Below are 13087 nucleotides of genomic sequence, written 5' to 3'. Positions count from 1 at the left end.
GCCGTTACACTACGCGCCGTTTTCGGGGGCTGTGACCGGCTCCAGCCGCCTCCCGTGTTTGTCGGGCTTCAGTCATTTTTCGAGAGAGTCGCTATGCAGATCGCCCTGGCGCCCATGGAAGGATTGGTCGATGAAATCCTTCGCGACGTGCTGACCCGGGTCGGCGGCATCGACTGGTGCGTCACCGAGTTCATTCGTGTCACCGATCGGGTATTGCCACGATCCACCTACCGCAAGCTGGCTCCCGAGTTGTTCAACGGTGCCAGGACCGCGGCGGGTACGCCGCTGCGCGTGCAACTGCTCGGCTCAGACCCGCAATGCCTCGGTGACAACGCCGCCTACGCCTGCAGGCTTGGCGCGCCAGTGATCGACCTCAACTTCGGCTGCCCGGCGAAGACCGTGAACAAATCACGGGGCGGGGCGGTGCTGCTCAAGGAGCCGGAGCTGTTGCACGCGATTCTTTGCGAGGTGCGCCGCAGCGTGCCGGCCGCCATCCCCGTTACAGCCAAGATGCGCCTGGGGTTCGACCACAAGGACTGGGCCATCGATTGTGCCCAGGCCCTCGCTGAAGGTGGCGCGTCGCAGATCGTCGTGCATGCCCGCACCAAGGTCGAGGGTTACAAGCCTCCGGCCCACTGGGAGTGGGTGGCGCGGGTTCAGGAGGCGGTAGCGGTTCCGGTCTACGCCAACGGTGATATCTGGTCGCTGGAAGACTGGCGGCGCTGCCGCGAGGTGAGCGGCGTCGAAGACATCATGCTCGGTCGTGGCGTGGTCGCGCGGCCCGACTTGGCGCGGCAGATCGCTGCTGCGCGGGCAGGGCAGGATGCCGGGGTGATGACCTGGGAGGAGCTGCAGCCGCTGCTGGCCGACTTCTGGTTGCAGGCACGGCGCAAGATTTCCCCGCGCTATGCGCCGGGGCGGCTCAAGCAGTGGCTGGCCATGCTTACCCGCAGTTACCCGCAAGCCGTTGAGCTGTTCGCCCAGGTGCGCCGCGAAACCAGTTGCGAGCACATCGATGCGTTGCTCGGTGTCGCCTTCGCGCCGCGCGATCAGGGCCGTGAGGCAGGCTAGCCAGGTCGCTCAACGGCCGCCACTGACGTCCAGCAGCGCGCCGGTGGTGTAGGAGGCCTGTTCGCTGGCCAGCCACAGAATGGCTTCGGCCACTTCTTCCACGCGCCCGCCACGCGCCAGGGGAATGCTCCCGGCAACGCGGGCGACACGCTCCGGCTCGCCGCCACTGGCGTGGATCTCGGTGTCGATCACCCCGGGGCGCACCGCGTTGACGCGGATACCGTCGGCGGCCAGTTCCTTGGCCAGGCCAATCGTCATGCTGTCGACGGCACCTTTGGCAGCCGCGTAATCGACGTATTCCTCCGGAGCGCCCAGGCGGGCGGCGATCGATGAAACGTTGACGATGGCCCCGCCGCGGCCGCCCTGGCGGGTGGACATACGCTTCACCGCTTCACGGTTGCACAGGAAGCTGCCGAATACGTTGGTGGCGAAGACTCGCTGCCAGCGTTCGAGGCTCATCGCCTCCAGGCGCATCTGCTGCTCCAGGATGCCGGCATTGTTGACCAGCGCGTCGAGACGCCCCAGGTGCTCGTCGATCTCGGCGAAAAGCCGGTGCACCTGCGCTTCGTCTGCTACGTCTGCCTGTAGTGCCAGGGCTGTGCCGCCAGCTTCGACAATTTCACTGGCCAGCGCTTCGGCCACGCCGGCCTGCTGGCGATAGTTGATCGCTACCGCATAGCCACGCTGCGCAGCCAGGCGAGCGGTGGCGGCACCAATGCCCCGGCTGGCGCCGGTAATCAGGATCACTTTGCTCATCGAAAACTCCATTTCCAGCCCTTGAAATTTTTTTGGTGGTCCACATTTTCAATACTGCGGGATGCCGAAGTCGGGTCTCGCACTTTATCACTCGCTGAAAAATCAGGAGATTCAACATGAGCAACGCTTTTTCCATGACCCCGCTGTTTCGTCAGTCCATCGGCTTCGACCGCTTCAACGACCTGTTCGAGTCCGCCATGCGCAACGAGACGAGCAGCAGCTATCCGCCCTACAACGTCGAAAAGCATGCCGATGATCAGTACCGCATCGTCATCGCAGCCGCCGGTTTCCAGGATGAAGATCTGGATCTGCAGGTCGAGCGCGGTGTGCTGACCGTGACCGGGGGCAAGCGCGCGGGCAATGGCGACAACGTCACCTACCTGTATCAGGGCATCGCCCAGCGCTCCTTCAAGCTGTCGTTCCGGTTGGCTGACCATATCGAAGTCAAAGGCGCCAATCTGGTCAACGGCCTGCTCAATATCGAGCTGGAGCGTCTGGTTCCGGAAGAGGCCAAGGCCAAGCGTATCCCGATCGGCGCTGCGCGTCCGGCGCTGGAGAGCTGATTTCTCGCTTCGGCAATGAGAGAAAAGGCGCCCGGTTGGCGCCTTTTCCGTTTCAGCCCAGCCGCGGGCGTTGCATGCTGTGGGCCAGCAAGGCGCGGAACTCGTTCAGCGGCTGCGGACGGCTGAACAGGTAGCCCTGGTAACAGTGGCAGCCCTGGCTCTGCAGAAAGTCCAGCTGGCTCTGTTGCTCCACGCCCTCGGCGATGACCTCCAGGCCCAGGCTCAAACCAAGTGCCACCACGGCGCGGATGATTTCCGCGTCGCTGGGGTTGCTGGTGGCGTCGCGTACGAACGACTGGTCGATCTTCAACACGTCCACCGGCAGGCGCTTGAGGTAAGTGAGCGACGAATAGCCGGTGCCGAAATCGTCCATGGCGAAGCTCACCCCCAACTTGCGCAGGCGATTCATCTTGGCGATGGTTTCGTCGATGTCCTGAATGACGATGCCTTCGGTGATCTCCAGCTTGAGCATGCCAAGCGGCAGTCTGTTCTTGCGCAGGCAGTGTTCGACCCGTTCGACGAAATCGCTCTGACGGAACTGCCGGGTGCTGATGTTCACGCAGAGACTGAAGTTCTCGTCGATGATGCGTTCTTCCAGCAACTGCGCGCAGACGTGACAGGCTTCGACCATCACCCAGGCGCCGACTTCGAGGATCAGCCCGCTTTCTTCCAGAACATGGATGAACAGCGCCGGTGATTGCTCCCCCAGGGTCGGGTGCGCCCAGCGCAGCAGCGCTTCGGCACCGATGATCTGGTCCTTGCGTGCGTCTACCTGAGGTTGGAAATAGAGCTCGAACTCCCCGCGGGCCAGGGCCATGCGCAGTTCGTTCTCGAGGCGCAGGCGCTCGCTGGCAGCGTGCTGCATGGTGCTGTGGAACAGCTGGATGGCATTGCGGCCGGAATCCTTGGCTCGGTACAGGGCGATATCCGCGCGCTTGAGCAGATCGGCCGGGGTCTGGCCGTGATCCGGGATGAGTGCGATGCCGATGCTCGGGGTTACCTGCAGGCGGTGACCATCGAGCAGCATCGGTTCGGTGAGTAGTTTGCGTAGCTTGTCGGCAGTGCTGCGGGCATGGCTGATCACCTGATTGAGCTTGCCCTCGATGCCGGTCAGCAGCACCACGAACTCGTCACCGCCGAGGCGCGCCACGGTATCTTCCTCGCGCACGCTGACCTCCAGGCGTGCGGTGATCAGCTTGAGCACCGCATCACCGACCGGATGGCCCAGCGAATCGTTGATGTGCTTGAAGTGGTCGAGGTCGAGAAACAGCAGCGCGCCGCGTAGCCCATGGCGTTGCAGCAGGGCGATCTGCTGGGTCAGGCGATCCATCAGCAGGGCACGGTTGGGCAGGTTGGTCAGCGAGTCGTGATAGGCCAGGTGCTGGATCTGCGCCTGGGCGGCCTTGAGTTCGCCGATGTCGCGGGCGGTGACCAGCAGGCAGGGCTGCCCGTCCAGTTCGATCTGCTCGACCGAGACTTCCACCTCCACGCAGTTGCCGTCGCGATCCCGGGCGCGCATTTCCATGCGCTGGATATGCCCTTCACCGCGCAGCGTATCGAGCATGCGTCGACGTTGCTCGGCGTCCGCCCAGATGTTCACTTGCGCGGACGTCTGGCCGATTACCTCGTCCGCGCTGTAGCCGGTCAGGCGCGTGAAGCCGTCATTGACTTCGATATAGCGCCCGCTGTCACGGGTGGTGATGGTGATGGCGTCCGGGCTCGAGTGAAAGGCTTTGGAGAACTTCTCCTGGCTGGCCTTGAGCGCCGCCTCGGCACGCTGCTGCTCGGTGATGTCTCGAAATTTGCTCAGTACGCAGGGTTGTCCGCTCAGTTCCAGGCGCCGGCAGGAGACAACGCAAGTCATGCTGCGGCCGAGGGGGTCGATCAGGTCGATGCGCTCGTCGGTGAGGTCCGTGCCGTTGAGAATTTTCTGACGCAGGCCTGAGGATGCGGGCAGGGTTTGCCAGGGCTTGAGCTTGAAGATGTTGCGCCCGGTAATTTCCGCCGATTGCCAACCGAACGCCTGGGTGAACGCCGGGTTGATCTCCAGAATGCGGCCTTCGGGAAGCGTCGTCACGCAGATCGGGTCCGGGCTGGCCTGGAATACCGTGGCGAATTTGCGCTCGGAGGCTTGCAAGCGTTGTTCGCGCAGCGTGCGTTCGCTGGTGTCGATAAGAATGCCGGTCATGCGCACGGGCTGACCCTGGGCATCGCGATGCAGTTTGGCGGTGCTTTCCAGGTAATGCGTTTGCTTGCCTGGATGTACCGTTCGGTAAGTGACCTGATAATCCTGTCCATCATTGGGCAGCAGGTCCCGATATACCTGGCGCATGGCCTGACGATCCATCAGGGGAACGTGCGCGAAAAAATCCAGAAAGGGGCCGTGGAAGGGTTCGGCCGCCAAGCCGTGCAAGGTCGCTGCCCTTGCCGAGGCGAACATGGTATTGCTGGGGATGTGCCAGTCCCAGGTGCCAAGGTCCGCCGACTCCAGGGCCATGCGCAGGCGCTCCTGGCTGTCGGCCAGTGCCTGTTCCTGAGCGCGCTGGCGACTGATGTCGCGGATTACCCCGAACATCTTGTGCTGCCCGGCCTCGCCGGCCTGCAGGCTGCCGGTGATCTCCAGCCAGCGCAGGCTGCCGTCCGGCCAATGGATGCGGTGACGGATCGGCTCGGCGGTAGGCGAGCCGTCGAGCACGGCCTGGAACATCCGCATCACTTCAGTGCGTTCTTCTTCGGGTATCAGCGCCATGTAATCGACGGGGGCGCTCAGCGGGCTGTTGGGGTCGATGCCGAACAGCTTCTGCGCCCCGCGTGACCAGTTCACTTCGCCGGTGTCGACGTTCCAGAACCAGGCGCCGAGCCCTGCGCCATTGAGGGCAGCCAGCAGGTGCTGGGAGTCGTGCCAGGTCTTCTCGAACTCGGCAGGGTCGAGTGCTGGGACGTAGGGCAATGGCGGGCGTTTGTCATTGGAGTTGCCCATAACCCTTCCTCTACAAAAAAGGACGGCAGAACATGCGGTGAGGCTATCCGTGGCACGCAGCATGACGCAGGCGGCAAATGGCCTGCATGGGTATCAAGTTAGCCTTTGCCCGGGCGCGAAAGCAAGGCTGTCACGATGACTGTCGAGCAACTGCATGAAGGCCCTGGCAGCGTTGGACAGCGTACGTTCCGTGTGCACGATGTAGCCCAGTTGGCGCGACAGCTGAATGCCCGGCAAAGGCAGGCGTGCGACCTGATCATCGAGCATGGTGCGTGGCAGCACGCTCCAGGCCAGACCGATGGACACCATCATCTTGATGGTTTCCAGATAGTTGGTGCTCATGGCGATATTGGGGGTCAGGTCTTCGGCCTCGAACAGGCGCTGCACGATGTGGTGGGTGAAGGTATTGCCACCGGGAAACACCGCCGGGTGCAGGGCGACATCGGCCAGCGTCACGCCGCTGCTCTGCGCCAGCGGATGCTCCGGGGCGGTTACGAAGTCCAGAGGGTCGTCCCACACCGCCACGGCGCGTACCGGCTCACGGGTATCCGGCGCCAGCGTGATGACCGCCAGCTCGGCGCGCCCATGGAACACCTCGTCATAGGCCACCTCGGAATCGAGAAACTGGATGTCCAGAGCGACCTGGGGGTGCGCGCGGGTGAAGGCGCGCAGCAGCGGCGGCAGGCGGTGCAAGCCGATGTGGTGACTGGTGGCGAGCGTCAGGCGGCCGGTGATCTCGCCGTTGAGGTTGGTCAGCGCGCGGCGGGTGTCCTCCAGTACGTTGAGAATCTGGTAGGCGCGTGGCAGCAAGGCGCGGCCGGCCTCGGTCAGGCTCACTTCGCGGCCCAGGCGGTCGAAGAGGCGTACCCGTAGCTGTTGCTCCAGGCTGGCGATCCGTTTGCTCACCGCGGGTTGAGTGAGATGCAGGCGTATGGCCGCCTCGGAAAAGCTGCCAAGTTCGGCAATGGCGATAAACGCGTTGAGGGTGGCGAGATCCATTGGAGTTCCGAGGCTGGTTCGATGATCGCCGCATTCTGTCAGGGAATGCTTTGGATGAAAAATATGAATTTGAGTAATTTGACGACGAGTCGTAGCATTACCCCATAAGCCAAAGGGCTATTGCCCTGGCATAGAAAGACCGATGAGGACAGGCTGATGGCAGGCAAGACGCTCTACGACAAGTTGTGGGAAATGCACGAAGTGAAGCGACGCGACGATGGTTCGTCGCTGATCTACATCGACCGCCACATTCTTCACGAAGTGACGTCGCCCCAGGCCTTCGAAGGTCTGCGTCTGGCTCAGCGCAAGCCGTGGCGCATCGATGCCAACATTGCTACGCCCGACCATAACGTGCCGACCACCCGCGCCGAGCGCCAGGGCGGCCTCGAGGCCATCGCCGACGAGGTCTCGCGCATTCAGGTGCAGACCCTGGACGAGAACTGCGACGACTTCGGCATCCTCGAATTCAAGATGAACGACGTGCGCCAGGGCATCGTTCACGTGGTCGGCCCGGAGCAGGGGGCTACCCTGCCGGGCATGACCGTGGTCTGCGGTGACTCGCATACCTCTACCCACGGCGCTTTCGGTGCGCTGGCCCATGGCATCGGCACGTCCGAGGTCGAGCACGTGCTCGCCACCCAGTGCCTGGTCGCCAAGAAGATGAAGAACATGCAGGTGCGGGTCGAGGGCAAATTGCCGTTCGGCGTCACTGCCAAGGACATCGTGCTCGCGGTGATCGGCAAGATCGGCACCGCCGGCGGCAATGGCCACGCGCTGGAGTTCGCCGGCAGCGCGATCCGTGAGCTGTCCCTCGAAGGGCGCATGACCATCTGCAACATGTCGATCGAGGCCGGTGCCCGTGTCGGCCTGGTCGCGGTGGATGAAAAGACTCTGGACTACGTCAAGGGTCGCCCGTATTCGCCGAAAGGTGAGCACTGGGAGCAGGCGGTCGCCGTATGGCGTGACCTGGTGTCCGACGCCGACGCGCATTTCGACACCGTGGTCGAGCTGCGTGCCGAAGACATCAAGCCGCAGGTCAGCTGGGGGACTTCCCCCGAGATGGTCCTGGCCGTCGATCAGAACGTCCCGGATCCGGCCCGTGAAAACGACCCGGTGAAAAAGGATTCGATCACCCGCGCCCTCAAATACATGGGCCTTGCCGCCAACCAGCCGATCACCGATATCCAGCTCGATCGCGTGTTCATCGGTTCGTGCACCAACTCGCGCATCGAAGACCTGCGTGCCGCCGCTGAAGTGGCCAAGGGGCGCAAGGTCGCCAGCACCATCAAGCAGGCGCTGGTCGTTCCAGGCTCCGGTCTGGTAAAGGCCCAAGCGGAAAGCGAAGGGCTGGACAAGATCTTCATCGAGGCCGGTTTCGAATGGCGTGAGCCAGGCTGCTCCATGTGCCTGGCGATGAACCCGGACAAACTCGGCAACGGCGAGCATTGCGCGTCGACCTCCAACCGCAACTTCGAAGGCCGCCAGGGCGCCGGTGGCCGTACCCACCTGGTCAGCCCGGCCATGGCTGCCGCCGCTGCGGTGACCGGTCGCTTCATCGACGTTCGCGAATTGATCCAGGCCTGAGGAGCACGACATGACACCTTTCACTCAACACACCGGCCTGGTCGCTCCGCTGGATCGCGCCAACGTCGACACCGACCAGATCATCCCCAAGCAGTTTCTCAAGTCGATCAAGCGTACCGGCTTTGGCCCAAACCTGTTCGATGAGTGGCGTTATCTGGATGTCGGGCAGCCGAATCAGGACAACTCCAATCGGCCGATCAACAAGGACTTCGTGCTCAACTTTCCGCGCTATCAGGGCGCCAGCGTGCTGCTGGCGCGCGAGAACTTCGGCTGTGGCTCGAGCCGTGAGCACGCCCCCTGGGCGCTGGACGAGTACGGTTTCCGTACCGTGATCGCACCGAGCTTCGCCGATATCTTCTTCAACAACAGCTTCAAGAATGGCCTGCTGCCGATCATTCTGGCTGAGGAGGAGGTCGATGCCCTGTTCGAACAGGCCGAGGCTCAGGAAGGCTATCAACTGACCGTCGACCTGGCGGCGCAGACCGTCACTCGACCCGATGGCGTGCAGTACCGCTTCGAAGTCGATGCCTTTCGCAAGCACTGCCTGCTCAACGGCCTCGATGACATCGGCCTGACCCTGCAGGACGCCGATGCGATTCGCGCGTTCGAAGTCGGTTACCAGCAGCGTCAGCCCTGGTTGTTCGGCGCGATCAAGTAAGCCAGCGGTCTTCAGGGAGCAGGATAGATGTCAGGTCACGAGCAGGTGGTGCAACGCCAGTTTGGCGAGCAGGCCAACGCTTATCTCAATAGCGCCGTGCATGCACAGGGCAGCGAGTTCGCCCTGTTGCAGGCCGAGGTAGCGGGGCGAGGCGATGCCCGCGTGCTGGATATGGGCTGTGGCGCCGGGCATGTCAGCTTTCAGGTCGCGCCGCTGGTTGGCGACGTGGTGGCTTACGACCTCTCCGCGCAGATGCTCGCAGTGGTCGACAAGGCTGCCGCCGAGCGGGGCTTGAACAACCTGCGTACGGTGCATGGCGCTGCGGAGTCGCTTCCATTTGCCGATGGCGAGTTCGATTTCGTGTTCAGTCGCTACTCGGCCCATCACTGGAGCGACCTGGCGGTTGCCCTGCGCGACGTGCGGCGGGTGCTCAAGCCCGGTGGTGTGGCGGCGTTCATCGATGTTGCCTCGCCGGGCAGGCCGCTGCTCGATACCTACTTGCAGAGCGTTGAAGTGCTGCGCGATACCAGCCATGTGCGTGACTACTCGGTGTCTGAATGGCTGCAGCGGATCAGCGAAGCGGGTTTGCAGGTGCGCAGCCACACCCGGCAGCGTCTGCGGCTGGAGTTCGCGTCGTGGGTCGAGCGCATGCGTACGCCTGCGGTCATGCGCGAGGCCATTCGCGCCTTGCAGGCTGCGGTGGGCGAGGAAGTGCGCGATTACTTCGAGATCGCTGCCGATGGCTCGTTCAGCACCGATGTGCTGGTGCTCTGGGCGGAAAAATAAGGTTACGTGTTATCAGCGAGTGGGCCTGACGCCCCATTGACCCATGCCCCGCGGGCGCCGAACATGGCGCCCCTCGCGGCAGGGCGATAGGCGCAGGCCCGCTCAGGTTTCTAAATAATGTCGCGTTTGCCGCCTAGCGCATGCGCCTCGAGCTTCGTGAAGGAAATAGCGATGAGCAAGCAGATTCTGGTTCTCCCCGGCGACGGTATCGGTCCTGAAATCATGGCCGAAGCGGTCAAGGTGCTGCGTCTGGCCAACGACAAGTTCGCGCTGGACGTCGAACTGTCGTTCGACGAATTGGGTGGCGCTGCGGTGGACAAATACGGTGTGCCCCTGGCAGACGAAACCCTGGAGCGCGCACGCGCTGCCGATGCCGTACTGCTTGGCGCAGTGGGTGGGCCGAAGTGGGACAAGATCGACCCGGCCATCCGTCCGGAGCGCGGTCTGCTGAAAATCCGTTCGCAGTTGGGCCTGTTCGCCAACCTGCGTCCGGCGATCCTCTATCCGCAGCTGGCCGATGCGTCCTCGCTCAAGCCCGAAGTGGTCGCTGGCCTGGACATCCTCATCGTGCGTGAGCTGACCGGTGGCATCTATTTCGGCCAGCCCCGCGAGAGCAAAGTGCTCGATAATGGCGAGCGCATGGCCTACGACACGCTGCCCTACAGCGAAAGCGAGATCCGTCGCATCGCCAAGGTCGGTTTCGACATGGCTCGCGTGCGGGGCAACAAGCTGTGCTCGGTGGACAAGGCCAACGTGCTGGCGTCCAGCCAGCTGTGGCGTGCCGTGGTCGAGGAAGTGGCCAAGGATTACCCGGATGTCGAACTGAGCCATATGTACGTCGACAACGCTGCCATGCAGCTGGTGCGCGCACCCAAGCAGTTCGACGTGATGGTCACCGACAACATGTTCGGCGACATCCTGTCCGACGAAGCGTCGATGCTCACCGGCTCCATCGGTATGCTGCCGTCCGCTTCGCTGGATGCCAACAACAAGGGCATGTACGAGCCGTGTCACGGTTCGGCGCCGGATATCGCCGGGCAGGGCATTGCCAACCCGTTGGCGACCATCCTGTCGGTGTCCATGATGCTGCGTTACAGCTTCAACCAAGCTCAGGCCGCCGATGCCATCGAACTGGCCGTGAGCCGCGTGCTCGATCAGGGCCTGCGTACCGGTGACATCCACTCGGCAGGTACGACCAAGGTCGGCACCGCGGCAATGGGTGATGCGGTAGTCGAAGCGCTGCGTAGTCTGTAATCTTCCAGGCCGCTGGAAAGTGTCCGGCGGCTTGTTCATATAGGTGTAGTGGTTATGAAACGTGTAGGTCTTATCGGTTGGCGTGGCATGGTGGGTTCCGTGCTCATGCAGCGCATGCTGGAAGAACAGGATTTCGATCTGATCGAGCCGGTGTTCTTCACTACTTCCAATGTCGGCGGCCAGGGCCCGGCCATCGGCAAGGAAACCGAAACGCTCAAGGATGCCTACAGCATCGATGAGCTGAAAGGTCTGGACGTGATTCTCACCTGCCAGGGTGGCGACTACACCAACGAAGTCTTCCCCAAGCTGCGCGAAGCCGGCTGGAAAGGCTACTGGATCGATGCGGCGTCCTCGCTGCGCATGGCCGACGACGCGGTGATCGTGCTCGACCCGGTCAACCGCAAGGTCATCGACCATCAACTCGACCTGGGCACACGCAACTACATCGGTGGCAACTGCACCGTCAGCCTGATGCTGATGGCGCTGGGTGGTCTCTACGAAGCCGGCTTGGTCGAGTGGATGAGCGCCATGACCTATCAGGCGGCCTCGGGTGCCGGCGCGCAGAACATGCGCGAGCTGATCAAGCAGATGGGCGCGGTCAACGCCAGTGTCGCCGACGACCTGGCCGACCCGGCCAGCGCCATCCTCGACATCGACCGCAAGGTGGCCGAGGCCATGCGTGGTGATGTCTTTCCGGTCGACAACTTCGGCGTGCCGCTGGCCGGCAGCCTGATTCCCTACATCGACAAGGAGCTGCCTAACGGCCAGAGCCGTGAAGAGTGGAAGGCCCAGGCGGAAACCAACAAGATTCTCGGTCGTTTCAAGAACCCGATCCCGGTCGACGGCATCTGCGTGCGCATCGGCGCCATGCGCTGCCACAGCCAGGCGCTGACCATCAAGCTGAACAAGGACGTACCGCTGTCCGACATCGAAGGGCTGATCAGCCAGCACAACCCCTGGGTCAAGCTGGTGCCGAACCATCGTGAAGCGAGCATTCGTGACCTCGGCCCGACTGCCGTTACCGGTACGTTGAGCGTACCGGTGGGGCGCTTGCGCAAGCTCAACATGGGCTCGCAGTACCTGGGCGCCTTCACCGTGGGTGACCAGCTGTTGTGGGGGGCGGCCGAGCCGCTGCGCCGCATGCTGCGGATCCTGCTGGAACGTTGATCTGCTGACGGCACGCTACCACGCGTGCCGTGAAGGGGCGGGTGTATGGCGGTCGCATTGCGATTGCCATCGCCCGCCCCTTTGCTTTTCGGTAGAGTGCCGGGTCTGTTTCAGCTATCGAGCGTCAGGCTCCCCCTCATGACTTCTACCTTTGATATCGCCATCGTCGGCGCCACCGGCAGCGTTGGCGAATCCCTGCTGCAGATTCTCGAAGAGCGCGATTTTCCGGTCGGTGATCTGCATCTGCTCGCCAGCAGCGAATCTGCCGGCCGTACGCTAGCCTACAAGGGGCGCAACCTGCGTGTGCGTGCCGTGGACGGTTTCGATTTTCGCGCCGTGAAGCTGGTGTTCTTCGCCGCCGATCAGGCTGTGACCCTCGCCCATGTCGACGCGGTGCGCAAGGCGGGTTGCTCGTTGATCGACATAACGGGTGCCTTGCCGTGCGAGCAGGCTCCCCGCGTCGTGCCCGAGGTCAATGCCGCTGCGCTCGAGGGGCGTGAGGCGCCATTCATGCTCAGCAGCCCTTCCTCGGTCGCCGTGGCGGTAACGCTGGTGCTGGCCGCATTGAGAGAGCAGGTATCGGTGCGTCGGTTGGTGATCGACGCCGGGCTGGCGGTTTCCAGCCGTGGCAGGGAAGGGGTGTCCGAGCTGGCTCGGCAGACGGCCGAGTTGCTCAATGGCCGTTCGTTCGAGCCGCGTCTGTTCGATCGGCAGATGGCTTTCAACGTACTGGCCCAGGTAGACGAACCGGACGCGCAGGGGCACGGTCGCCTGGAACGCCGGGTGAACGAAGACATCAAGGCGTTGTTCGATGATGCCTCGCTGAGTGTCGCGGTCAGTTGTCACCAGGTGCCGGTTTTCTTCGGCGACAGCTTGAGCGTGACAGTTCAGTCATCTACACCTGTAGAGCTGGACAAGGTCATTGCAGCGCTGGATGCGGCATCCGGCATAGAACGGGTCGATGCTGGGGATTATCCGACCGTCATCGGCGATGCCGTTGGCCAGGATGAGGTGTACGTAGGCCGCGTGCGGCGCGGTTTGGACGACCCCAGCGAGCTCACTTTGTGGATTGTGTCTGATAATGTGCGAAAAGGTGCGGCTTTGAATGCCGTGCAACTGGGCGAGTTATTGATAAAACACCATCTGTAAAAGATACTTATCCGGAAATTTGAAGATCTATTCGAGCTTGGCAAATACTGAGCGCGCTGATTGTTGGCTGGGGGGCCTGAAAAGGGGCAGCCGACGATCACCAACCCTCTCGTTATGCGA

11 protein-coding genes are annotated in these 13087 nt (G+C 62.8%); 8 read left to right on the top strand and 3 right to left on the bottom strand.

What is annotated here, in order from left to right:
• Nucleotides 1-93 precede the first annotated feature (93 nt).
• Nucleotides 94-1071 (top strand): tRNA dihydrouridine synthase, encoded by a 978-nt coding sequence (locus FHR27_RS12025; RefSeq protein ID WP_179538688.1) that lies wholly within the window; start codon nt 94-96, stop codon nt 1069-1071.
• Between the two features lie 9 nt (nt 1072-1080).
• Here the strand turns inward: FHR27_RS12025 and FHR27_RS12020 are convergent, their stop codons facing one another.
• Nucleotides 1081-1827 (bottom strand): SDR family oxidoreductase, encoded by a 747-nt coding sequence (locus FHR27_RS12020; protein ID WP_179538687.1) that lies wholly within the window; start codon nt 1825-1827, stop codon nt 1081-1083.
• A gap of 116 nt (nt 1828-1943) precedes the next feature.
• Here FHR27_RS12020 and FHR27_RS12015 point away from each other — a divergent pair, with 116 nt between their 5' ends.
• On the top strand, nt 1944-2390 hold the full coding sequence (locus tag FHR27_RS12015) for an Hsp20 family protein (RefSeq protein ID WP_042553073.1): 447 nt from the start codon (nt 1944-1946) through the stop codon (nt 2388-2390).
• Between the two features lie 52 nt (nt 2391-2442).
• Here the strand turns inward: FHR27_RS12015 and FHR27_RS12010 are convergent, their stop codons facing one another.
• Together FHR27_RS12010 and FHR27_RS12005 are read right to left on the bottom strand one after the other, a co-directional pair.
• Nucleotides 2443-5370 carry a bifunctional diguanylate cyclase/phosphodiesterase gene (locus FHR27_RS12010; RefSeq protein ID WP_179538686.1) on the bottom strand — a complete coding sequence of 976 codons (2928 nt, stop codon included), beginning with the start codon at nt 5368-5370 and terminating at the stop codon, nt 2443-2445.
• A gap of 93 nt (nt 5371-5463) precedes the next feature.
• Nucleotides 5464-6369, bottom strand: coding sequence for a LysR family transcriptional regulator (locus FHR27_RS12005; protein WP_042553071.1), 906 nt, complete (start codon nt 6367-6369; stop codon nt 5464-5466).
• A gap of 156 nt (nt 6370-6525) precedes the next feature.
• Here FHR27_RS12005 and leuC point away from each other — a divergent pair, with 156 nt between their 5' ends.
• From leuC to FHR27_RS11975, 6 genes are all read left to right on the top strand, one after another.
• On the top strand, nt 6526-7953 hold the full coding sequence (gene leuC / locus FHR27_RS12000) for a 3-isopropylmalate dehydratase large subunit (protein WP_042553070.1): 1428 nt from the start codon (nt 6526-6528) through the stop codon (nt 7951-7953).
• Nucleotides 7954-7963: 10 nt separating this feature from the next.
• Nucleotides 7964-8611: a 3-isopropylmalate dehydratase small subunit gene (gene leuD / locus FHR27_RS11995; protein WP_042553069.1), complete on the top strand. Its 648-nt coding sequence runs from the start codon at nt 7964-7966 to the stop codon at nt 8609-8611.
• Nucleotides 8612-8638: 27 nt separating this feature from the next.
• Nucleotides 8639-9397 carry a class I SAM-dependent methyltransferase gene (locus FHR27_RS11990; RefSeq protein ID WP_179538685.1) on the top strand — a complete coding sequence of 253 codons (759 nt, stop codon included), beginning with the start codon at nt 8639-8641 and terminating at the stop codon, nt 9395-9397.
• Nucleotides 9398-9568: 171 nt separating this feature from the next.
• On the top strand, nt 9569-10651 hold the full coding sequence (gene leuB / locus FHR27_RS11985) for a 3-isopropylmalate dehydrogenase (RefSeq protein WP_179538684.1): 1083 nt from the start codon (nt 9569-9571) through the stop codon (nt 10649-10651).
• A gap of 54 nt (nt 10652-10705) precedes the next feature.
• Entirely contained in the window at nt 10706-11818 is a 1113-nt protein-coding gene (gene asd / locus FHR27_RS11980; protein ID WP_179538683.1) for an aspartate-semialdehyde dehydrogenase, read from the top strand.
• Between the two features lie 138 nt (nt 11819-11956).
• Complete coding sequence (locus FHR27_RS11975; protein ID WP_179538682.1) at nt 11957-12967, top strand: aspartate-semialdehyde dehydrogenase; 1011 nt, start codon at nt 11957-11959, stop codon at nt 12965-12967.
• Nucleotides 12968-13087: the final 120 nt, after the last annotated feature.

Source organism: Pseudomonas flavescens (assembly GCF_013408425.1).
GTDB classification, from domain to species: domain Bacteria; phylum Pseudomonadota; class Gammaproteobacteria; order Pseudomonadales; family Pseudomonadaceae; genus Aquipseudomonas; species Aquipseudomonas fulva_A.
This window is presented reverse-complemented; position numbering and strand designations above follow the sequence as displayed.

Excerpts from the sequence above, each read along its gene's own strand:
- FHR27_RS12025 (WP_179538688.1), top strand. The coding sequence starts at position 94 with ATGCAGATCGCCCTGGCGCCCATGGAAGGATTGGTCGATGAAATCCTT.
- FHR27_RS12020 (WP_179538687.1), bottom strand. The coding sequence starts at position 1,827 with ATGAGCAAAGTGATCCTGATTACCGGCGCCAGCCGGGGCATTGGTGCC.
- FHR27_RS12015 (WP_042553073.1), top strand. The coding sequence starts at position 1,944 with ATGAGCAACGCTTTTTCCATGACCCCGCTGTTTCGTCAGTCCATCGGC.
- FHR27_RS12010 (WP_179538686.1), bottom strand. The coding sequence starts at position 5,370 with ATGGGCAACTCCAATGACAAACGCCCGCCATTGCCCTACGTCCCAGCA.
- FHR27_RS12005 (WP_042553071.1), bottom strand. The coding sequence starts at position 6,369 with ATGGATCTCGCCACCCTCAACGCGTTTATCGCCATTGCCGAACTTGGC.
- leuC (WP_042553070.1), top strand. The coding sequence starts at position 6,526 with ATGGCAGGCAAGACGCTCTACGACAAGTTGTGGGAAATGCACGAAGTG.
- leuD (WP_042553069.1), top strand. The coding sequence starts at position 7,964 with ATGACACCTTTCACTCAACACACCGGCCTGGTCGCTCCGCTGGATCGC.
- FHR27_RS11990 (WP_179538685.1), top strand. The coding sequence starts at position 8,639 with ATGTCAGGTCACGAGCAGGTGGTGCAACGCCAGTTTGGCGAGCAGGCC.
- leuB (WP_179538684.1), top strand. The coding sequence starts at position 9,569 with ATGAGCAAGCAGATTCTGGTTCTCCCCGGCGACGGTATCGGTCCTGAA.
- asd (WP_179538683.1), top strand. The coding sequence starts at position 10,706 with ATGAAACGTGTAGGTCTTATCGGTTGGCGTGGCATGGTGGGTTCCGTG.
- FHR27_RS11975 (WP_179538682.1), top strand. The coding sequence starts at position 11,957 with ATGACTTCTACCTTTGATATCGCCATCGTCGGCGCCACCGGCAGCGTT.